Here is a 25,067-nt window from a genome sequence, read left to right as displayed (position 1 = left end):
CAGGCATTTATCCATGAGCCGGGCGTGCAGGCCTGCGCCAGCCTCAAGCGCATCGTATGCAGCGGCGAGGCGCTGGCGCTGGATGCGCAGCTGCAGGTATTCGCCAAGCTGCCCGGCGCTGGTCTTTACAACCTCTACGGCCCGACTGAAGCGGCCATCGACGTCACTCACTGGACCTGCATCGACGAAGGTGCCGACAGCGTGCCGATCGGCCGGCCCATCGCCAACCTGGGCACCTATGTACTGGACGCGCAACTGAACCCGGTACCGGCCGGTGTCGCCGGTGAGCTTTACCTGGGCGGCACCGGGCTGGCCCGCAGTTACCACCGTCGCCCGGCGCTGACCGCCGAGCGTTTTGTGCCATGCCCGTTCCTTGCGGGTGCGCGGCTGTATCGCACCGGCGACCGGGTGCGCCTGCGCGTCGATGGTGTGATCGAATACCTCGGTCGCCTCGATCACCAGGTCAAGCTGCGCGGCCTGCGTATCGAACTCGGTGAGATCGAGACCCGCCTGATGCAACACCCGCTGGTACGCGAGGCCGTGGTGCTGGTGCAGGGCGGTAAACAGTTGGTGGCGTACCTGGTGCTGGAAGGCGACGAGCCAACGACCCCATGGCAACCGGCGTTGAAAGCGTGGCTGTTGAACAGCCTGCCGGAATATATGGTGCCCACCCATCTGATGCCGCTGGTGAAGCTGCCAGTGACCGCCAACGGCAAGCTCGACCGCAAGGCCTTGCCGTTGCCGGACGCTGCACCGCAGCAAGCGTTCGTGGCGCCACAGGATGCGCTGCAAAAAGCCCTGGCGGCGATCTGGGAGGATGTGCTCGGCCTTGAGCGCGTGGGGCTCGAAGACAACTTCTTCGAACTGGGCGGCGACTCGATCATCTCCATCCAGGTGGTCAGCCGTGCGCGGCAGGCTGGCATCCGCATCAGCCCGCGTGACCTGTTCCAGTACCAGACCGTACGCAGCCTGGCACTGGTCGCCACCCTCGATAATCGCTCGGCGGTGGATCAGGGACCGGTGACCGGTGATGCCGTGCTCGGGCCGATCCAGCAGCATTTCTTCAGCCGCGGGATGCCGGTGCGCGAACACTGGAACCAATCGCTGCTGCTGACCCCGCGTGAGGCCTTGAATGCGCAGTGGCTCGATACAGCGCTGACGCACATCATCAATCACCACGATGCCTTGCGCCTGCGGTTTACCGAAAGCACCGAGGGCTGGCAGCAAAATCATGATGCTCCGGTGGCAAGCGCTGATCTGTGGCTACGCGCTGCCGAATCGGCTGAACACTTGAATGCCTTGTGCAACGAGGCGCAGCGTAGCCTTGACCTGCAAAGCGGCCCGCTGTTGCGAGCCTTGCTGGTCACGCTGGCCGATGGCAGCCAGCGCCTGGCGCTGATCATTCACCACTTGGTGGTCGACGGTGTGTCCTGGCGCGTATTACTGGAAGATCTGCAACAGGCATACGAACAATTGGCGGCAGGCGGCGGCGTTGAGCTGGCGCCGAAAACCAGTGCATTCCAGGGTTGGACTGCACGGCTCGAACAGCAAGCGCAGCGCTTCGATGAACAACTGATGTACTGGAAAACCCAACATCAGGATGCGAAGGACCTGCCGTGCGACCGACCTCACGCCAGCCTGCAAAATGCGCAGGGTGAAAAAATCGAATGGCGACTCGACGCCGAGCGTACCCGTCAGTTGCTGCAACAGGCGCCCGCCGCGTACCGCACGCAGGTCAATGATCTGCTGCTCACCGCGTTGGCCCGTACCCTCAGTCGCTGGACCGGTCAGGCGGGCACGCTGATCGAGCTTGAAGGCCATGGCCGCGAAGACCTGTTCGATGACATTGACCTGAGCCGCACCGTGGGTTGGTTCACCAGCCTGTTCGCAGTCAACCTCACCGCCAACGATGATCTCGACGGTTCGATCAAGTCGATCAAGGAGCAACTGCGCGCGGTGCCGGACAAAGGCCTGGGCTATGGCGTGTTGCGTCATCTGGCGGCCCCGGCAATACGCGCCGAGCTGGCGGCACTGGCGCCACCGCGGATCACCTTCAACTACCTGGGCCAGTTCGACCGTCAGTTCGACGAGGCGGCCTTGTTTGTGCCGTCTGCCGAAACCAGCGGTGTGGCGCAGGATCTGGCGGCGCCGTTGGCCAACTGGCTGACGGTTGAAGGCCAGGTCTATGGCGGCGAACTGTCGATGAGCTGGGGCTTCAGCCGCGAGATGTTCGACAGCGCGACCGTGCAGCAACTGGTGGACCACTATGCCAGCGAACTGCACGCGCTGATCGAACACTGCTGCACCTTGCCGGCCGCGCAAGCCACACCCTCGGACTTCCCGCTGGCGCGGGTGACCCAGGCGCAACTGGATGCGCTGCCGGTGCCGGCCGGTCAGCTCGACGATCTCTATCCACTGTCGCCCATGCAGCAAGGGTTGCTGTTCCATACCCTGTACGAACAGGCGGCGGGTGAGTACATCAACCAGTTGCGCGTCGACGTGCAGGGCCTTGATCCCGAGCGCTTCCGCGCCGCTTGGCAGGCCACCGTCGATGCGCAAGATATCCTGCGCAGCGGTTTCGTCTGGCAGGGCGAACTGGCGCAACCGCTGCAGATCGTGCACAAGCAGGTGCAACTGCCGTTCGCCACACTGGATTGGCGCGCCCGCGACGATCAGCCGGCGGCCCTCGCGGCGCTGGCCGATGCCGAGCGAGCGCAAGGCTTTGACCTGGCCTGTGCGCCCTTGCTGCGCCTGGTGCTGGTGCAGACCGGCAGCGACCAATGGCACCTGATTTACACCCATCACCACATCCTGATGGACGGCTGGAGCAACTCGCAGTTGCTCGGCGAAGTATTGCAACGCTATAGCGGCCGCACACCGGCGAATGCCGGCGGCCGTTATCGCGATTACATCGCCTGGCTGCAACGTCAGGATGGCCAATTGAGCCAGGACTTCTGGAGCGAACAACTGGCCGCGCTGCAAGAGCCGACCCGACTGGCCCGCGCGGCCACTGCAGGCGAGCGCCAGAGCGGTCACGGCGACCATTACCTGACGCTGGATGCGCAACACACCCAGGCGCTGGAAGCGTTTGCCCGCCAGCAGAAAATCACCGTCAACACCCTCGTACAAGCCGCGTGGCTGCTGTTGCTGCAACGCTATACCGGGCACGAAGCGGTGGCGTTCGGCGCGACCGTGGCCGGACGTCCGGCGGACTTGCCCGGCATCGAGCAACAGGTCGGTCTGTTCATCAACACCTTGCCGGTGATCGGCGCACCGCGTCCGGATCAAAGCGTTGGTCAATGGTTGCAAACGGTGCAGGCGCAGAACCTCAGCCTGCGTGACTTCGAACACACGCCGCTGGCGGACATCCAGCGTTGGGCCGGGCAGGGCGGTGAAGCGCTGTTCGACAATATCCTGGTGTTCGAAAACTATCCGGTAGCCCAGGCGCTGAACCAGGCCGGGCAGGGGCTGGTGTTTGGCGATGTAGGCAACCTGGAGCAGACGCATTACGCGTTGAGCGTGGCGGTGACCCTCGGCCAGCAGCTGGCGTTGCATTACAGCTTCGACCGCGGCCAATTCGAGAGTGAGGTGATCGAAGGCATCAGTGTGCATTTGCTGCAACTGCTTGAGCAATTTGCCGAGTCGGCAGAACGCAACCTGGGTGAAATCGCCCTGGCAAGCCGCGACGAACAGGCCCGCCAGCAAGCGCAGAACCACCCACAGCCATACCCGGTGGACATCGGCGTGCATCAGCGCATTGCCGCCCTGGCGGCCGAACGCCCACAACGCACGGCGGTGATTTTCAACGATCGGCATTTCAGCTACGGTGAAATCGACCAGCGCGCCAACCAACTGGCCCACGCGCTGATTGCCCGTGGCGTTGGCGCGGAAACCCGTGTGGGAGTGGCGTTGCCGCGCAGCGAGTCGGTGATTGTGGCGTTGCTGGCGGTGCTCAAGGCCGGCGGCGCTTATGTGCCGCTGGACACCCGCTACCCGCGCGAGCGCCTGGCCTATCTGATCGAGGATTCGGGGCTGGCGCTGCTGATCAGCGATTCGTCGGTGTCGGCGCAACTGCCGGTTGCCGAATCGGTCCCCTTGCTGGAACTGGATCGTCTTGACCTGCGTGAGCAGTCGATCAAGGCGCCGTCGGTGCAGCTCGACCCGCACAACCTTGCGTATGTGATCTACACCTCCGGCTCCACTGGCAATCCGAAAGGCGTCAGCGTCGCCCACGGTCCATTGGCCATGCATTGCCAGGCCATCGGCCAGCGCTATGAAATGCGCGACAGCGATTGTGAGTTCCATTTCATGTCGTTCGCCTTCGACGGTGCCCACGAACGTTGGCTGACCAGCTTGACTCACGGGGCTTCGCTGCTGATTCGCGACGACACGCTGTGGACGCCGGAGCAGACCTACAACGCCATGATCAAACACGGCGTGACCGTGGTTGCGTTCCCGCCGGTGTACCTGCAACAACTGGCTGAACATGCCGAGCGCGTCGGCAATCCGCCGAAGGTGCGCATCTATTGCTTTGGCGGTGACGCAGTGCCGAACGCCAGTTTCGAGCGGGTCAAGCGTGCGCTCGATCCGGACTACATCATCAACGGCTACGGCCCTACCGAAACCGTGGTCACCCCGCTGATCTGGAAGGCCGGTCGCGAGGTGCCATGCGGTGCCGCGTACGCGCCGATCGGCAGCCGCATCGGTGACCGCAGCGCCTATGTGCTCGACGCCGACCTGAACCTGTTGCCCCAAGGCATGGCCGGTGAGTTGTACCTGGGGGGCAGCGGCCTGGCCCGTGGGTACCTCAACCGACCGGGGCTGACTGCCGAGCGTTTTGTCGCTGACCCGTTCAGCACCGCTGGCGGCCTGCTTTATCGCACCGGCGACCTGGTGCGCCAGCGCGCCGACGGCACGTTCGACTATCTGGATCGTATCGATAATCAGGTGAAGATCCGCGGTTTCCGCATCGAGTTGGGTGAGGTCGAAGCGGCGCTGCAAGCCCTTGATGGCGTACGCGAAGCGGTGGTCGTGGCCCAGGAAGGCAACGCCGGCAGCGGCAAGCGCCTGGTGGCTTATGTGGTCGGCGATTCGGCCCGTGCGGGCCTCACCGAAGACCTGCGTGCGCAGCTCCAGGCCGCACTGCCGGCGCACATGGTGCCGGCGTATGTCTTGTCTTTGGAACGCATGCCGCTGACGCCGAACGGCAAGCTGGATCGCAAGAACCTGCCCAAACCGGATGTCAGTCAACTGCAACAAGCCTACGTCGCTCCGCGCAACGCGCTGGAGCAGCAACTGGCGACGATCTGGCAAGACGTGCTCAAGCTTGGTCAGGTGGGTATCAGCGACAATTTCTTCGAGCTGGGTGGCGATTCGATCATGTCGATCCAGGTGGTCAGCCGTGCGCGGCAGGCCGGGGTTCGCTTCACCCCCAAAGACCTGTTCCAGCACCAGACCATTCAGGCGCTGGCCATGGTCGTACAGACCGGTGAGACGGTACAGGCGATCGATCAGCAACCGGCGACCGGCACCACGGTGCTGTTACCGATTCACCAGCAATTCTTCGCTCAGGAAATTCCCGATCGTCACCACTGGAACCAGTCGGTGATGCTCAAGCCGGCGCAGGCGCTGGATGCACACGCATTGGAGCAGGCGCTGGAGGCGTTGGTGGCGTATCACGACAGCTTGCGTCTGGAGTTCGTCGAGCAGGCTGGCGGCTGGTCGGCGCACTATCGCGACCTCGCGCCGCACACGGATCAACCGCTTCTGTGGCACGTGGAGGTCGCGGACCTCGCAGCCCTTGAGGCACTGGGTGACAAGGCCCAGCGCAGCCTGCAATTGAACGGTGGCTCACTGATCCGCGCGGTGCTGGCGAACCTGGCGGACGGCACTCAACGGCTGTTGCTGATTGTCCATCACCTGGTGGTCGATGGCGTGTCGTGGCGGATTCTGTTCGAGGATCTGCAGAACGCCTACCGGCAAATCCTCTCAGGTGTAGGTGTGCAGCTGCCGGCCAGGACCAGTGCGCTCAAGGCCTGGGCGGCGGCATTGCAGGACTACGCCGCAACGCCTGCGCTGCAGGCCGAACTGGGTTTCTGGCAGCAGCAGTTGCAGGGCGCTTCGCCAGCCTTGCCGTATGACCGTCCGAACGGCGGGCAGCAACATGGTCAGGCCCTGACCCTTCGTAGCAAGCTGGACCGCGCCCTGACTCGCCAGCTGTTGCAGGACGCTCCGGCGGCCTATCGCACCCAAGTCAACGACGTGTTGCTGACCGCGCTGGCGCGCGTGATGGTGCGCTGGACCGGTGACGAGAATGCGCTGGTGTTGCTTGAGGGGCACGGTCGCGAAGACCTGTTTGAGCACATCGACCTGACCCGTACCGTGGGCTGGTTCACCAGCGTGTTCCCGGCGCGGCTGTCGCCGGTTGCGGATCTCGCTGGGTCGCTCAAGCAGATCAAGGAACAGCTGCGGGCGATTCCGCATAAAGGCATCGGTTTCGGCGCACTTGCGCACCTGGGCGATGAACAGGCCCGTGAGTCCCTGCAAGCCTTGCCGGTACCCTGCCTGACCTTCAATTATCTGGGTCAGTTCGACGCCAGCTTCGATGCCGCCGACGATGCCCTGTTTGTGCCAACCGGCGAATCCGGCGGTGAAGAAGTCAACATGCAGGGGCCGCTCGGCAACCCGCTGGCGCTCAACAGCAAAGTCTTCGGAGGGGAGCTGGATCTGAGCTGGACCTACAGCGGCGCGATGTTCGATGCCGCTACCATCCAGCGCCTGGCCGACGACTATGTGCAAGAACTGACGGCGCTGATCGGCCATTGCTGTGACCACGCCAACCGTGGCGTGACGCCGTCGGATTTCCCGTTGGCGCAACTGTCGCAGCCGCAACTCGATGCGCTGGTACTGGAGCCGCAAGGTATCGACGACATCTACCCGCTATCGCCGATGCAGCAGGGCATGCTGTTCCACACCTTGCTCGAACACGGCAACGGCGACTACATCAACCAGATGCGCCTGGACATCGATGGCGTCGATCCGCAACGCTTTCGTGCGGCCTGGCAAGCCGTGGTGGATGCCCATGACATCCTGCGCACCGGGTTCTTCTGGCAGGGTGACCTGCCGCAACCGTTGCAAGTGGTACAGCGTCAGGTCGACGTGCCCTTCAGCGTGCTCGACTGGAACGGCAAGGCCGGGCTCGACGTGGCACTGCAAAACCTCGCCGACAAAGAGCGGGCACTGGGGCTGGACCTGACCTGCGCGCCGCTGCTGCGCCTGGTACTGGTACGTACTGCAGTCGATCATCATCACCTGATCTACACCAATCATCACATCCTGATGGACGGCTGGAGCAGTGCGCAGTTGCTCGGCGAAGTGTTGCAGCATTACCGCGGTGAAGCGGTTGTGCGTCCGGTCGGTCGCTACCGCGATTACATCGGCTGGTTGCAGCATCAGGATGCGGCGGCTGCCCAAGCCTATTGGCTGGCGGCGTTGAATGACCTGCAAGAGCCGACGCGCCTGGCCGATGCCATCGCGCGTCCTGATGCGGGCTTGCCGAGTGTCGGTTACGGCGATCATTACCAAGTGCTGGACGCGGACCTCACCCTGCGCCTGGACACGTTTGCCCGGGCCTCGAAAGTCACCGTCAACACCCTGGTGCAAGCTGCATGGCTGCTGCTGTTGCAGCGTTACACCGGCAAGGATTGCGTGGCATTCGGTGCCACGGTCGCCGGGCGTCCGGCGGACCTGCCGGGGGTCGAAGCGCAGATTGGCCTGTTCATCAACACTTTGCCGGTGGTTGCTGCGCCGCAAGCACAGCAAAGCCTGGCCAGTTGGCTGCAAGGTGTACAGGCGCAAAACCTCGCCTCACGGGAGTTTGAACACACGCCACTGGCAGACATCCAGCGCTGGGCCGGGCAGGGGGGCGACGCGCTGTTCGATAGCCTGATGGTGTTCGAGAACTACCCGATTGGCGACGCGCTGGAGCGTGGTGCGCCGCAAGGTCTGCGTTTCGGCGCGGTGGCCAACCAGGAGCAGACCAACTATCCGTTGACCCTGCTGGTGAACATGGGCGCGCAACTGTCGGTGCATTTCAGCTACCAGTGCGAAAGCTTTGCGGCGGCCAGCGTGGCGCAGCTTGGCGCGCATCTGCAGCGCCTGCTGAGTCAGATGGCTGACGCAGGCGGGCGTTCGCTGAGTGAGCTGAACCTGATCGAAAGTGTCCCGGGCGTCGAAGCCGTTTTTGTCACCGAGCTGTGCATCCATCAACGTATTGCCCTTCAGGTTGCGGCCACCCCGGATGCACTGGCCGTGACCTTTGCCGGCAAACGGCTGAACTACGCCGAACTGGACGCGCACGCCAACCGTCTGGCGCACAAGTTGATCGAACTGGGTGTCGGCCCGGAAGTACGGGTGGGCGTGGCGATGCCGCGTTCCGGGCAGTTGCTTGTCGCCTTGCTGGCGGTGCTCAAGGCTGGCGGTGCATACGTGCCGCTGGACCCGGATTATCCGGCGGATCGCGTCGCTTACATGCTCGAAGACAGCCGTGCGCGGGTGCTGCTGACCGAGCAGGCCGTCGCCGCGACCCTGAGTGTGCCGGGCGATACCCAAGTGTTACTGCTGGATCAGCTTGCACTGGACGTTTATCCGCACAGCGCGCCCGACACTGCAGTGCAACCGGACAACCTCGCCTACGTGATCTACACCTCCGGCTCCACCGGCAAGCCCAAAGGCGTGGCGATTGCCCATCGCAACGTCATGGCGCTGATCGACTGGTCAGCCAGGGTCTACAGCCGCGATGACATTCAAGGCGTGCTGGCTTCGACTTCGGTGTGCTTCGACCTGTCGGTGTGGGAACTGTTTGTCACCTTGGCCAACGGCGGATCGCTGATCATTGCGCGTAATGCGCTGGAACTGCCACAGCTGCCGGCTCGCGATCAGGTTCGCCTGATCAATAGCGTGCCGTCGGCGATTGCCGCGCTGCAACGTGCCGGGCAGATTCCGCCGAGCGTGCGCATCATCAATCTGGCGGGCGAACCGCTCAAGCAAGGCCTGGTTGACGCGCTGTACGAACAAGCGACGGTCGAACACGTCTATGACCTGTACGGCCCGTCTGAAGACACCACCTATTCGACCTGGACCCGCCGCAGTGCCGGTGGTCAGGCACGGATTGGTCGGGCCCTCGATCACAGCACCAGCCATTTGCTCGATACCGACCTGCAAGGGGTGCCGCAAGGGGTTTCGGCGCAGTTGTACCTGGCGGGCGCCGGTATCACTCGCGGTTACCTGGGCCGTGCAGCGATGACCGCCGAGCGCTTTGTGCCCAACCCATTCGTCGGCAACGGCGAGCGGATGTACCGCACCGGAGACCTGGTGCGCCAGCGCGAGGACGCCGATCTGGAATACCTGGGCCGGATCGACCATCAGGTGAAAATCCGGGGATTGCGTATCGAACTGGGGGAGATCGAGGCGCGATTGCTCGCCCAGCCGACGGTGCGCGAAGCGGCGGTGCTGGCCGTCGAAAGCGTGACCGGCGCACAACTGGTGGCCTACGTGGTCGCCGCGCAACTGGATCTGTACGACGGCGATGCGCAGCGGCGGCTGCGCGACGGACTAAAGACTGCCCTCAAGTCTTCGTTACCTGACTACATGATTCCCGCGCACCTGCTGTTCCTTGAGCAGTTGCCACTGACCCCCAACGGCAAACTCGACCGCAAGGCCCTGCCCGCAGTGGATGTCAGCCAGATGCAGGCCGCGTATGTCGCGCCGCACAGTGAGCTTGAGCGGCAGGTCGCGGCGATCTGGCAGCAAGTGCTTACCGTGGAGCGCATCGGCCTGAACGATCACTTCTTCGAACTGGGTGGGCACTCGCTGCTGGCGGTCAACGTGGTATCGCGCATTGCCCTTGAACTGGGCCTGACGCTGACCCCGCAACTGTTATTCCAGTGCCCCGTACTGGGGGATTTTGTCGCTCGACTCGATACAGGAGGCGGGGCAATCAACGAACAGAAACTGAGCAAGCTGGAAGCCCTGCTTGACGATATGGAGGAAGTCTGATGGACAAGAGTGTTGCTTTGAGGGTAGCCAAGCGCTTTATCACTCTGCCGCTGGACAAGCGTAAGCTTTACCTGGAAAAGATGCTCGAAGAGGGTGTTTCTCCGGCCAACCTGCCGATCCCGCAAACACGCTCCGGGTTTACGGCGATTCCTCTGTCATACGCTCAGGAACGTCAACTGTTCCTCTGGCAAATGGATCCGCACAGCACCGCGTATCACATCCCCAGCGCCTTGCGCCTCAAGGGCCGGCTGGATGTCGCGGCGCTGGAGCGCAGCTTTAACGCGGTGGCGGCGCGTCACGAAAGCTTGCGCACCACTTTCGCAGAGCACGGCGAAACCTTCTGCCAGGTGATTCATCCGCAGCTGCCGTTGAGCGTCAACCTGACGCCGCTGGCCGAAGGCCTCGACGTCGCGAGTGAGGACGCTGCGATCAAGGCGTTCGTCGAGAGCGAGACTGCGCGCCCGTTCGATCTGCAACAGGGCCCATTATTGCGGGTGTCGCTGCTCGAAGTGGCGCAAGACGATCACGTGCTGGTGCTGATCCAGCACCACATCATCTCCGATGGTTGGTCGATCAAGTTGTTGGTGGGCGAGCTGATCCGGCATTACGCCGCCGACACCGCCGGGCAGTCGCTGATCCTGCCGGAACTGGCGGTGCAATATGCCGACTACGCGATCTGGCAGCGCCACTGGCTGGAAGCCGGTGAGCGTGAGCGGCAACTGGCCTATTGGATCAACACCTTGGGCGGCGAGCAGCCGGTGCTGGAGTTGCCGATTGATTTTCCACGCCCGGCAGTGCAGAGCCTGCGCGGGGCGCGGCTCGAACTGAACCTGCCGGCAGCCCTCGGCGATGCGCTCAAACAACTGGCTCAACGCGAAGGTGCGAGCCTGTTCATGGTCTTGCTGGCCTCGTTCCAGGCGTTGCTGCATCGCTACAGCGGCCAGGCGCAAATTCGCGTCGGGGTGCCGACAGCCAACCGTAACCGGGTCGAGACCGAAGGGCTGATCGGCTTTTTCGTCAACACTCAGGTGCTCAATGCCGACGTCCACGGACAACTGCCGTTCAACGAGTTGCTGGCCCAGGTCAAGCAATCGGCGATGGACGCCCAGGCGCATCAGGACTTGCCGTTCGAACAGTTGATCGAGGCCCTGCAACCGGAGCGCAGCTTGAGCCACAGCCCGGTGTTCCAGGTGATGTTCAACCACCAGGCCAGCCGTGACCAAGGCCTGCGCTTGGCACAATTGCCGCACTTGAGCGTTGAGGACGTGCAGTGGGAAGGGCGCACCGCGCAGTTCGACCTGACCCTCAATACGTATGAGTCCAGCGACGGCCTTGCCGCCGAACTGACCTACGCCACCGATCTGTTCAAGCCCCAGACTGTCGAGCGTCTGGCTCGTCACTGGCAGAACCTGCTGCACGGCATCATCGCGGCACCGGCCCGGCGTATCGGCGAATTGCCGTTGCTGGAAAGTGCCGAACACGCTGTGCTGTTGCAGGACTGGCTGCGCGTCGCCGATCGCACTGCGCGAGCAGAATGCGTGCATCAGGACTTTGCCTTGCGTGCGCAGCAAGACCCGCACTCCAGCGCGCTGATCATCGGCGAAGATGTGTTGACCTACGGTGAGCTGGATGTTCGGGCCAATCAGCTGGCGCACAGGTTGATCGAGGCCGGTGTCGGCCCCGATCGGTTGGTCGGGATTGCCGTCGAGCGCAGCGTCGAAATGATTGTCGGCCTGCTGGCGATCCTCAAGGCGGGTGGCGCTTATGTGCCGCTGGACCCGGCGTACCCGGAAGATCGCCTGGCCTACATGATCGAGGACAGCGGCCTGCAATTGTTGCTGACCCAATCGCACTTGCAGGTGCAGTTGCCGATCCCGGCGGGCGTACAAACCCTGTTGCTGGATCAGCCACAGAACGAGCTGTCGTCGTATCCGCCGACAGCGCCGCAGGTCACCGTCAGCGGCGAGCACCTGGCCTACACGATCTACACCTCCGGTTCCACCGGAAAGCCCAAAGGCGTGATGGTGCGTCACGCGGCACTGAGCAACTTTGTCGCGAGCATGATCAGGCAGCCGGGGATCGCTGCGGCAGATCGCATGCTGTCGCTGACCACGTTTTCCTTCGATATTTTCGGCCTGGAAATCTACGGCCCGCTGCTGGCCGGCGCCTGCGTGGTGCTGACCGGCAAGGACGTGCATCAGGACCCGCAAGCGGTACTCGACCTGATCGAGCGTCACGCCGTGAGCGTATTGCAAGCCACGCCATCGACCTGGCGCATGCTGCTCGACAACGAACATGCCGCAATCCTTCAAGGCCGCACTTTCCTCTGCGGCGGCGAAGCGCTGTCCCAAGAACTCGCACACCGCATGCTGGCGTTGGCGCCGAGCGTGTGGAACCTTTACGGCCCCACCGAAACCACCATCTGGTCGGCGCAACATGCGTTGAGCGCCGACAGTCACCGCCCGTTCCTCGGTACGCCGATCGACAACACTGCGCTGTATATCCTCGGCAGCGACCTTGAGCTCAACCCGCTCGGTGCCTCGGGGGAACTGCTGATCGGCGGCGACGGCCTGGCCCGAGGTTACTTCCAGCGCCCGAGCCTGACGGCCGAGCGTTTTGTGCCGGATCCCTTCTCCAAAACCGGTGCGCGGCTGTACCGCACCGGCGACCTGACCCGCTACCGTGCCGAAGGCGTGATCGAATACGTCGGGCGGATCGACCATCAAGTCAAGATCCGTGGCTTTCGGATCGAACTGGGCGAGATCGAAGCGCGCTTGCTCACACTCGATAGCGTGCGCGAAACCGTCGTGGTCGCGCAGGACGGTCCGACGGGCCCGCAACTGGTGGGCTACGTGGTGCCTTTCAGCGGCGAAACCCTTGATGCCGATGGCGAGGCCGCATTGCGCGCTGCACTCAAGGCCCGCCTCAAGGCCGAGTTGCCGGAATACATGGTACCGGCGCACCTGCTGTTTCTCACGCAACTGCCACTGACCCCCAACGGCAAAGTCGATCGCAAAGCGTTGCCGGCCCCGGATGCCAGCCTGTTGCAAGCGACGTACCGCGGGCCACAAACCGTCACCCAGCACACGGTCGCCGAGATCTGGCAAGCGGTGCTGAAACTGGATCGCGTGGGCTTGAGTGACAACTTCTTCGAGCTTGGCGGCCATTCGTTGCTGGTGACCCAGGTGGTCTCGCGGGTGCGCCAGGCGCTGAACGTATACGTGCCGCTGCGTACGCTGTTCGAACACAGCGTCCTGGAGGATTTCGTCGCCGCCCTTGGGGTCGGGCAGGCACATCAGGAACCGCCAATCGTCGCGTTGCCACGCCTGCAACCGCTGGCACTGTCCTATGCCCAGGAACGCCAATGGTTCCTCTGGCAACTGGAGCCGACCAGCACCGCTTATCACGTGCCGGCCGCGCTGCGCCTGCGGGGTGACCTGGACCTGCCGGCGTTGCAGCGCAGCTTCGATGCGCTGATTGCCCGTCACGAATCCCTGCGCACCTGTTTCGTCGAGGAACAAGGACAGACCCTGCAACTGATCCAGCCCGACGTTACGCTGGCGCTTGACGTGCAGAGCGTCGCGGCGGATGTGGATGAGGCCGTGCTGCAAGCGCTGGTCGCCGAAGAAACCCTGCACCTGTTCAACCTGCAGCAAGGGCCGCTGTTGCGGGTCAAATTGCTGCGCCTGGCCGCCGATGACCATGCGCTGATTATTACGCTGCACCACATCGTTTCCGATGGCTGGTCGATGAGCATCATGGTTGACGAGCTGGTTGCGCTGTATGCCGCGTACAGTCAGGGTCAGGTTGCGCAATTGCCGGCGCTGGCGGTGCAATACGCCGACTATGCCGTGTGGCAAAAGCAATGGATGGGCGCGGGTGAGCGCGAGCGTCAATTGAGTTACTGGACTGCACAATTGGGCGGCGGTGATCAACCGTTGCTGGAGTTGCCGACGGATCGTGCGCGGCCACCGGAGCAGAGCTACCGCGGGGCCCGTCGCGATATCCCGGTGAGCCCCGAACTGGCAACGGCGCTCAAGCAGCTTGCCCAGCGCGAAAACGTCACCCTGTTTGCACTGTTGCTGGCGTCGTTCCAGACCTTGTTGCACCGCTACAGCGGCCAGGCCGATATTCGTGTCGGCGTACCAGTGGCCAACCGTAGCCGGGTGGAAACCGAGGGCCTGATCGGCTTCTTCGTCAACACCCAGGTACTCAAGGCTGAATTCGACAGTCAACAGTCGTTCCGCAGCCTGTTGCAGCAAGTGAAAAATACCGTGCTCGGCGCCCAGGCCCATCAGGACCTGCCGTTCGAACAACTGGTCGATGCGTTGCAACCGCAACGCAGCCTCAGCCACAGCCCACTGTTCCAGGTGCTGCACAACCACCAGAGTCAGACCCGCCAGGCCCAGGGCGCAACGCGCTTGCCGCGCATCGAAATCGAAGGCCTGAGCTGGGCCTCGAACACGGCGCAGTTCGATCTGACCCTCAACACCTTCGAGTCCACCGATAGCGTCTGGGCCGAGCTGACCTACGCCACCGATCTGTTCGACGCTGCGACGATTGCGCGCCTGTCGCAACACTGGACCAACCTGCTGCAGGGCATCGTTGCCGACAGCGGGCAGCGCATCGCCGAGCTGCCATTGCACGACGCCGCCGAACGCCAGGCCATGCTGTTGCAATGGAACCCGGCGGTCGTCGACTTTGCGAGCGAGCAGTGCCTGCATCAACTGATCGAAGCCCAGGCGGCGCGCGCGCCACAAGCGATTGCCGTGATCTGTGGCGACCAGGCTCTGAGTTATGGCGAACTCAACGCCCGTGCCAACCAACTCGCCTACAAGCTGATCGACTGCGGAGCAGGGCCGGACGTGCGTGTCGGCCTGGCGGTTGAGCGCAGCCTGGAAATGCTCGTCGGCCTGCTGGCTATCCTCAAGGCTGGCGGCGCTTATGTGCCGCTGGATCCGACGTATCCGCAAGAGCGCCTGAGCTACATGATTGGCGACAGCGGCATCGGCCTGCTGTTGACCCAAAGCCATTTGGTCGGACGTTTGCCGGTGCCCAACACCGTACGCAGCCTGATGCTCGACCAGGAGCGTGACGGCCTCGAAGGCTACAGCGACAGCAACCCGCACGTGTGCATGAGCCCGGACAACCTGGCTTATGTGATCTACACCTCGGGTTCTACCGGTCAGCCCAAAGGCACCTTGCTGGCGCATCACAACGTGCTGCGCCTGTTCAACGCCACGAATGCGTGGTTCGACTTCGGCGCCCAGGATGTCTGGAGCCTGTTCCATTCTTACGCGTTCGATTTCTCGGTCTGGGAAATCTTCGGTGCGCTGCTGTACGGCGGAAAACTGGTGGTGGTGCCGCATGAGGTCAGCCGCTCGCCGGAAGACTTCTTCGCCTTGCTCTGCCGTGAGCAAGTCACCGTGCTCAACCAGACGCCATCGGCATTCAAACAACTGATGCAGGTCGCTTGCGCACCGGAGCATGCAAGTCGGCAAACGGCCCTGCGCTATGTGGTGTTCGGTGGTGAGGCGCTGGAGGTCAAGAGCCTGCGTCCGTGGTTCGAGCGTTTCGGCGATCAGGCGCCCCAACTTATCAACATGTACGGCATCACTGAAACCACGGTGCACGTGACCTACCGCCCATTGTCGATGGCCGACCTTCAGCGTGACGCCAGCAGTCCGATTGGCGAACCGATTCCCGACCTGTCGTGGTACTTGCTCGACGCTGATCTGAACCTGGTATCCAAGGGCTGCATCGGTGAGCTGTATGTCGGGCGAGCCGGTTTGGCGCGAGGTTACCTGAACCGCGCCGACCTGACGACGTTGCGCTTCATTCCCGACCCGTTCGCGGCCAACGGCGCTCGTCTGTATCGCACCGGCGACCTGGCGCGGTATCGCGCCGACGGCACGATCGAGTACATCGGGCGTATCGACCATCAGGTGAAGATTCGCGGCTTTCGCATTGAGCTGGGTGAAATCGAAGCGCAGTTGCTGGAACAAACCGCGATACGCCAGGCAGTGGTGCTCGCGCAACCGGGCCCGAGCGGTCAGCAACTGGTGGCGTACCTGGTGCCGAGTGATGCGTCATTGCTTGAAGCCAGTGCAGTCGAGCAAACGCAATGGCGCGATAGCGTGCGTGCCGAACTCAAGGAAAACCTGCCGGACCACATGATCCCGGCGCACCTGTTGTTGCTGGCCCAACTGCCGTTGACGGCCAACGGCAAACTCAACCGCAGCGCGCTGCCATCGCCGGATGCGAGCCAGGCTCAACAGGCTTATCAGGCGCCGCAAAGCGATCTGGAACAGCGGCTGGCTGAAATTTGGCAGAACGTGTTGAAGCTGCCGCAAGTGGGGCTCAACGACAATTTCTTCGAACTGGGCGGTGACTCGATCATCTCGATTCAGGTGGTCAGTCGTGCCCGTCAGGCCGGGATCCGTCTTACTCCGAAAGACTTGTTCCAGCACCAGACCGTGCAGCGATTGGCGCTGGTGGCGCAGGTCGGCGAGAGCGAAATCAGCATCGACCAGCAAGCAGTGACCGGTGCAGCGCTTCTGTTACCGATTCAGCAGCAGTTTTTCGAGGATGAAATTCCCGAACACCATCACTGGAACCAGTCGGTGCTGCTCAAGCCGCGCGAGCCGCTGGCTGCGGACACGCTCGAACAGGTGCTGCGCGCACTGGTGGTTCACCATGACGCTTTGCGCCTGAGCTTCAGCCAGCACGATAACACCTGGCAAACCGGGCATCTTGCGGTCGACAATCTGCCGAAAACCTTGCTTTGGCAGGAGCATGTCGCCGACGCGGCAGAACTCGAAGCGTTGGGTAATCGCGCCCAGCGCAGTCTCGATCTGCACAAGGGGCCGCTGCTGCGCGCGGTACTGGCTAACCTCGCCGATGGCAGCCAGCGTCTGTTGCTGGTGATCCATCACCTGGTGGTCGACGGCGTGTCATGGCGGATTCTGCTCGAAGACCTGCAAAGCGCTTATCAGCAAGTCATCAACGGTGAGGCACTGAGCCTGCCGGCGAAAACCAGTGCCTTCAAAGACTGGAGCGAGCATTTGCAGCGTTACGCCAACGGCCCGGCGTTGCAGGAAGAGTTGGCTTACTGGCAAGCCTGCCTGAGTGACGTCAGCACCGATTTGCCGTGCAAGCGTATGGACGCCGGTCAGCAAAATCGTCTGGCGCACACCGTACAGACCCGACTCGACCCTGAGCTGACCCGGCAATTGCTGCAAGAAGCGCCGGCGGCTTATCGCACGCAGGTCAACGACCTGCTGCTGACCGCGCTGGCCCGGGTGATCGGGCGGTGGAGCGGTCAGTCCTCGACGCTGATCCAGCTCGAAGGCCATGGCCGTGAAGAGTTGTTCGACGGCGTCGACCTGACCCGCACCGTCGGGTGGTTCACCAGCCTGTTCCCGGTGCGCCTGACCCCGGCGGCAACGCCAGGCGATTCGATCAAGCAGATCAAGGAACAATTGCGTTCGATCCCCGATAAGGGCATTGGCTTCGGCGCGCTGCGTCATCTGGGTGATGCTCGGGCGCAGCAAAGCCTGCGCGCACTGCCGACACCGCGTATCACGTTCAACTACCTTGGCCAGTTTGATGGCAGTTTTGAAGGCGATGACGGCGCGCTGTTTGTTCCGGCGCAGGACAATGCCGGCGTCGATCAGAGCCCGGATGCACCGCTGGGCAACTGGCTGACGCTTAACGGGCAGGTATATGGTGGCGAGCTGCGCGTCGGCTGGACGTTCAGCACCGAGCGTTTCGACAGCGCCACCATCGAACATCTGGCCCGGGAATACGCGGATGAACTGGCGGCACTGATTGCTCATTGCCTGACCACGGGCATCGAAGGCCTGACGCCATCGGACTTCCCGCTGGCCGGCCTGACCCAGGCGCAACTCGACAGTCTGCCGCTGGCAGCGCGCCAAGTCGCCGATATTTACCCGTTGTCGGCGATGCAGCAAGGCATGTTGTTCCACAGTCTCTACGAACAAGCCACCGGTGATTACATCAATCAGGTGCGGCTCGATGTCGAAGGCCTTGATTCGCAGCGTTTCCTCGCGGCCTGGCAAGCGGCGGTGGACAATCACGACATCCTGCGCACCAGTTTTGTCTGGCAGGGGCAAGTGGCGCGGCCGCTGCAAATAGTGCACAAGCAACTGGACATGCCGTTCAGCGTCCTCGACTGGCGCGCCCGCAGCGATTGGAAAACTGCGCTGGATGCGCTGGCCACCGAGCAACAGGCACAGGGTTTCGACCTGAGCCAGGGGCCGCTGCTGCGTATGGTTGTGGTGCGCCTGGACGATCAGCGCTGCCACTTGATCTACACCAACCATCACATCCTGATGGACGGCTGGAGTAACTCGCAGTTGCTCGGCGAAGTGCTGCAACGTTACAGCGGTGAGGCTCAACCGGCGCCGGCCGGGCGTTATCGGGACTACATCGAGTGGCTGCAACGCCAGGACGTGCAAGCCAGTGAGCAGTACTGGACGGCGCAACTGGCCGATCTGCAAGCACCGACGCGTCTGGCGCAGGCACTACAGGCCCAGCGTGGCGACGCCCCCCGCCATGGCCATGGCGAATATCTCTACCGGCTTGATGCCGCACAGACCCAACGGTTGGGGGCGTTTGCCCGGCAACAGAAGGTCACGCTGAACACCGTGATCCAGGCCGCATGGCTGTTGCTGTTGCAGCGCCTGACCGGTCAGCAAAGTGTGGCGTTCGGCGCCACGGTGGCTGGTCGTCCGGCCGAACTGCGCGGCGTCGAGCAACAGATCGGCTTGTTCATCAACACCTTGCCGGTGATCGCCAGCCCACGCGCGGAATCCAGCGTCGGCCAGTGGTTGCAGAGCGTGCAGGCGCAGAATATTGCCTTGCGTGAACATGAACACACGCCGTTGTTCGATATCCAGCGTTGGGCCGGCCGCAGCGGTGAAGCGCTGTTCGACAACATCCTGGTGTTTGAAAACTACCCGGTGTCCGCGGCGCTGGAGCAGGGCGCGCCCCAAGAGCTGCGCTTCGGCGAGGTCAACAATCACGAGCAGACCAACTACCCGTTGACGCTGCTGGTGCATTTGGATGATGAACTGTCGATGCACTTCAGCTATCAGTGCGACAGCTTTGCAGCCGCCAGCGTGGAACAACTGGGCGCGCATTTGCAGCGTCTGCTCAACCAGATGACCGTAGCGGGCCAGCGTTCGCTCAGCGAGTTGAACCTGATCGACGTCGCCGCCTCGACCGTCGACACGGACTTTGTCACTGACCTGTGCATCCATCAAGGCATCGCCCTTCAAGTGGCGGCCACGCCGGATGCGCTCGCCGTCACCTTCGCCAACACGCAGCTGACTTACGCCGAGCTGGATGCCCGAGCCAACCGTCTGGCGCACAAGCTGATCGAGCGGGGCGTCGGCCCTGAAGTGCGTGTGGGTGTGGCGATGCAGCGTTCCGAGCAATTGCTTGTCGCGTTGCTGGCAGTGCTCAAGGCCGGTGGCGCCTATGTGCCACTGGACCCGGATTATCCGGCCGATCGCGTGGCCTACATGCTTGAAGACAGTTGCGCTCGCGTGCTGTTGAGCGAGCAAGCCGTTGCTGCGACCCTGACGGTGCCGGGCAATACGCAAATAGTGCTGATGGATCAGGTTGAGTTGAGCGGTTACCCGGACAGCGCGCCGCAGACGTCGGTGACTGCGGACAACCTGGCTTATGTGATTTACACCTCGGGCTCCACCGGCAAGCCCAAAGGCGTGGCGATTGCCCACCGCAACGTCATGGCGCTGATCGACTGGTCAGCGAAGGTCTACCGGCGCAGCGATATTCAGGGTGTATTGGCCTCGACGTCAGTGTGCTTCGATCTGTCGGTGTGGGAGCTGTTTGTCACCCTGGCCAACGGCGGCTCGCTGATCATTGCGCGCAATGCCCTGGAGCTACCGCAGTTGCCGGCCCGTGACCAGGTGCGACTGATCAACACCGTGCCATCGGCCATTGCCGCGCTGCAACGCGCTGGACAGATTCCGCCGAGCGTGCGGATCATCAACCTGGCCGGTGAGCCGCTCAAGCAAGGCCTGGTGGACGCGCTGTATCAACAGCCGACCGTCGAACACGTTTACGACCTCTACGGCCCGTCGGAGGACACCACCTATTCGACCTGGACCCGGCGCACCGCAGGGGGGCAGGCGCGTATCGGCCGGGCACTTGACCACACTGCCAGTCATTTGCTGGATGCCGATCTGCACACAGTGCCGCAGGGCATTTGTGCCGAGCTGTACCTGTGCGGCGCGGGCATTACCCGCGGCTACCTGGGCCGCGCAGCGATGACCGCCGAACGCTTTGTGCCTAACCCGTTCGCCACCCATGGCGAACGTCTGTACCGCACCGGCGACCTGATCCGCCTGCGTGAAGAGGGTGAGCTTGAGTACATGGGCCGCATCGACCATCAGGTGAAGATTCGTGGCTTGCGTATCGAGCTTGGTGAAATCGAAGCGCGCCTGATCGCCCATTCGGCAGTACGTGAAGCGGTGGTCGTGGCCAGTGAGGTGCTGGGAAGCCAGCAGTTGATCGCTTACCTGGTGCCAACTGACCCGGCGGCGCTGGACGCCAGTGATGTGCAGCAGCGCGAACGGTACGACCAACTCAGCGCCTGGCTGGGTGCAGTGCTGCCGGATTACATGGTGCCCACGCATTGCCTATGGCTGGCGCACATGCCGTTGAGCCCCAATGGCAAGATTGATCGCAAACGTCTGCCGGCGCTGGAACTTCCGGCGGCGCAACTGCATGTCGAACCGGCCAACGCCACCGAGCAGGCGCTGGTGGCTATCTGGAAGGACGTGCTGGGGGCTGAACAGATCAGCACCACCGACAGTTTCTTTGCCTTGGGTGGCGACTCGATCGTCTCGATTCAAGTGGTCAGCCGAGCCCGCCAGCAAGGTATTGAGTTGAGCCCCAAAGACCTGTTCCAGCAACCGACCATTCAGCAATTGGCGCTGCGTGTTCAAACCACGTCGGCGACCCGGTCGCCGGCTGCGGTATTGGTCGATGTGCCACTGCATGGTTTGAGTGAGGCGCAAGTCGCCGGGCTGCCGTTGCCGGAAGGACGACTTGACGGTCTGTATCGCTTGTCGCCGATGCAGCAGGGCATGCTGTTCCTGGGCCTGAACTCGCCGGAGTCCGATCTCTACATCAACCAACTGTGCATTCCGGTACAGGGCCTTGAGCCTGCACGTTTGAAAGAAGCCTGGGAAACCGTCAGCCGCCGGCATGACATTCTGCGCACCGGTTTCCTCTGGCAGGACATGGCCGAGCCGCTCCAATTCGTGCTTGGCGATGCGCAATTGCCGATCAGCCTGCTTGACTGGCGTGATCAGGATCATTCGGCACAAGCCCTGCAGAACCTGGCCGATGCGGAGCGGGCCAAGGGCTTCGAACTGGATCGTCCGCCGCTGCAACGCCTGACGCTGGTGCAGGTCGGCGAAGGCAGCTATCAGTTGATCTGGACCTATCACCACATCCTCATCGACGGCTGGAGCAGTTCGCAGTTGATCGGTGAAGTGTTGAGCCAGTACTCCGGACAACGTCTGGCTGAAGCTGTGCCGTATCGTCGTTACATCAACTGGCTGCAACAGCAGGATGCCAATGCAAGCGAAGGCTTCTGGCGCCAGCACCTGGCGTTGCTCGACGAGCCCACCTACCTCGCCGACGCGGTCGCCCGCACCGGCAATGGCCGTGGTCACGAAGCGCTGTACAGTCGTTTGGACGAAACCCGCACCGAACAGCTCAAGGCCTTCGCGCAATCGCAGCAGATCACCCTCAACACGTTGGTGCAAGGCGCGTGGCTGATGCTGTTAAGCCGTTACAGCGGCCAGCGCTGCGTGGTGTTCGGTGCCACCGTGGCCGGGCGCCCGGCGAGCCTGCCGGCGTCGGAATCGATTCTGGGCCTGTTCATCAACACGCTGCCGGTAATCAAGGAAGTGCCGGCCGAACAGGCGGTCGGGCAGTGGCTGCGCGACTTGCAGGATTTCAACCTGGAAATGCGCGAGCGCGAATACACGCCGCTGACCGACGTGCAACGTTGGGGCGGGCGTGCGGGTCAGTCGCTGTTCGACAGCATCATCGTGTTCGAGAACCATCCGATTGATCAGGCGTTGCGCGAGTGGCGCGATGACTCTTTGACGTTTGGCGAAATCAACGCCGCGGGCCTGACCAACTTCCCGATGGACTTGATGGTCACCCTCGAAGACGGTCTGGTGATCGAGTACATGTTCCTGCGTGAGCATTTCGACCTGGCGACGGTTGAAGGCATCCGCAGCAACATGGAAGGCTTGCTCACGGCGTTGTCGCAAGATGCCGGGCAAGCGCTCGGTTGTATCGGTCTGCCGACTGCGCAGGTGCCTTTGGCGGCAGTTGCCGAGACGTCGGCCGAGACTCAGCCGGTTCACCGGCGTATCGAACAATGGGCCGTTCAGCACGGCGGGCAAACGGCGCTGATCTTCAAGGGTGAAACGTTCAGCTACGGGCAGATCGACGCCCGGGCCAATCGCCTGGCCCATGCGCTGATCGCGCAAGGTGTTGGCCCTGAAGTGCGGGTGGGTGTCGCGTTGCCGCGCAGCGAGAACATGATTGTGGCGTTGCTCGCGGTGCTCAAGGCCGGTGGCGCCTATGTACCGCTGGACGCGAGCTATCCGCGTGAGCGCTTGAGTTATCTGATGCGTGACTCCGGCATTGCGTTGTTGCTCAGCGATTCGAGCTTGCGCCAGGTGCTGCCGACGCAGGACAACCTGCATGTGCTGGAACTGGATCACCTTGATCTGACTGCCCAGCCGGGCAGCGCGCCGAATGTGCCGGTGCAGCCGGACAACCTTGCCTACGTGATTTACACCTCCGGGTCCACCGGGCAGCCCAAAGGCGTGGGTGTGGCACACGGGCCGCTGGCGATGCACTGCCTGGCCATCGGCCAGCGTTATGAAATGAGCGCAGCCGACTGTGAGCTGCACTTCATGTCGTTCGCTTTTGACGGTGCTCATGAACGCTGGTTGACCACATTGACTCACGGGGCGCGTCTGTTGATTCGTGACGACAACCTGTGGACCGCCGAGCAAACCTACAACGCACTGCATGAGCATGGCGTGACGGTGGCGGCGTTCCCGCCGGTCTACTTGCAACAACTGGCCGAACACGCCGAGCAACATGGTAATCCGCCGGCAGTACGCATCTACTGCTTTGGTGGCGATGCGGTGCCGGTGGCGAGTTACGAGATGGCCAAGCGTGCGCTGAAACCGCACTACATCATCAACGGCTACGGTCCGACCGAAACCGTGGTTACGCCCCTGATCTGGAAAGCCGGGGCTGAGGATGAGTGTGGCGCCGCTTACGCACCGATTGGTAGCGTGGTCGGCGAGCGCAGCGGCTACGTGCTCGACAGCGACCTTAACCGTTTGCCGGTCGGCATCGCGGGTGAGTTGTACCTGGGCGGCGCGTTGGCGCGTGGTTACCTGGGGCGTGCCGGCGGCACCGCCGAACGCTTCGTGGCGAACCCGTTCAGTGCCGACGGCAGTCGTCTGTATCGCACGGGCGATCTGGTTCGCCAGCGCGAAGACGGCACCGTCGACTACCTCGGGCGGATCGACCATCAAGTGAAGATTCGCGGTTTCCGTATCGAACTGGGTGAAATCGAGGCACGTCTCAAGCAGCAGCCGGGTGTGCGTGACGTAGCAGTAGTGGCGCGTGAAGGTGCCAGCGGCAAGCAGTTGGTCGGCTATGTGCTGGCCAATGCCGACGGGGCTGTGGACGGTTTGTGTGAGCGCTTGCGCGAACAGCTCAAGGCCAGCCTGCCGGATTACATGGTGCCGGCGCACCTGATGCTGCTCGAATGCATGCCGCTGACCCCGAACGGCAAGCTCGACCGCAAGGCCCTGCCAAACCCTGACGCCGAACAGCGTCAGGCGTACGTGGCACCGGCTACCGAGCTGGAAAAAGCCCTGGCGAAGATTTGGCAGGACGTACTGAAAGTCGAGCGAGTGGGCCTCACCGATAACTTCTTCGAACTGGGTGGCGACTCGATCCTCAGCCTGCAAGTGGTGGCCCGCAGCCGCGTGCTCAAGGCCCAGGGGCTGGGCCTGAAACTGCGCGACCTGATGCAGAAACCGAGCATCGCCGAACTGGTGGCCAGCGTTCAGGGCGTGACGGTAAAAGCCTGCGGGGTGTTGGCGATGAACGCCGAGGTCAAAGGCGTAGCGCCGCTGTTCTGCATTCATGCAGGGTTCGGCACCGTATTTGACTACGAGCCACTGGCCCGGCGTTTGAGCGGTCAACGCCAGATATTGGCGATTCAGTCGCGGATGTTGCTGGACCCGGCCTTCAACGATGAGTCGTTGCCCGGCATGGCAAGCGATTACGTGGCGCAGATTCGCGAGAAGCAACCGCAGGGTCCGTATTACCTGCTGGGCTGGTCGCTCGGCGGTACGCTGGCGATGCTGATGGCCGAGCAGTTGGAGCAGGCCGGGCAACAGGTGAAGTTTGTCGGCCTGGTGGACAGCTTCGTGCCGTCGGCCAAGGTCGACGCCGGGGCTGCGGATGACTGGCAAGCCGATCTGCGGGATTTCCTGCGAGTCACGTTGCCGGATGCCGCGCCCGGTTTGAATATCGACGGCGAGGAAACACCGCCTAACCTGCGGGTGGTGTTCAACGCCGCCATGAGTGTCGAGCGTGGGGCTTCAACCTATGTCGCATTGGGCGCTGATGAGCTGGCCCATGTGTTCAGTGTGGCCCGGCGACTCAAGCAGCTGTCGCTCAAGCTCAAGCGTTGTGGGCCGTTGCGGGTCCACCCGGTTTGCTGGTGGACATTGGGCCGGGAAGAGGAGGCGGGCGAACTGGCCGCGCAACTCGAACAGCCAGGCATGGGCGGCGAATGGCTTGATTGCGGGCACTTCCAGATCCCGCGGGATGAAACTTTCCTGTCGCAGGCTGAAGAAATGCTCGGCGAGATCGTTGAACCAGTAGCCATGTCCTGA

2 protein-coding genes (1 of these 2 only partly in view) are annotated in these 25,067 nt (G+C 62.9%); both read left to right on the top strand.

The genetic code is table 11. The annotated features are described in order from the left end of the window. Positions 1-10,056, top strand: partial view of a non-ribosomal peptide synthase/polyketide synthase gene (locus RGV33_RS22685; protein WP_322146231.1) — the 3' portion only. The gene continues 2,268 nt to the left of window position 1, outside the view; 10,056 of the gene's 12,324 nt are visible here — the last part of the coding sequence; its start codon lies off the left edge, out of view; it ends in the stop codon at positions 10,054-10,056. Further along, positions 10,056-25,067, top strand: a complete 15,012-nt coding sequence (locus tag RGV33_RS22680) for a non-ribosomal peptide synthase/polyketide synthase (RefSeq protein WP_322146230.1) — start codon at positions 10,056-10,058, stop codon at positions 25,065-25,067. Before RGV33_RS22685 ends, RGV33_RS22680 begins: the two co-directional genes overlap by 1 nt.

It is taken from the genome of Pseudomonas sp. Bout1 (assembly GCF_034314165.1).
In the GTDB taxonomy this organism is placed as follows: domain Bacteria; phylum Pseudomonadota; class Gammaproteobacteria; order Pseudomonadales; family Pseudomonadaceae; genus Aquipseudomonas.
Note: the sequence above shows the minus strand (reverse complement) of the source record. Positions and strands in the feature narration are given on the sequence as shown.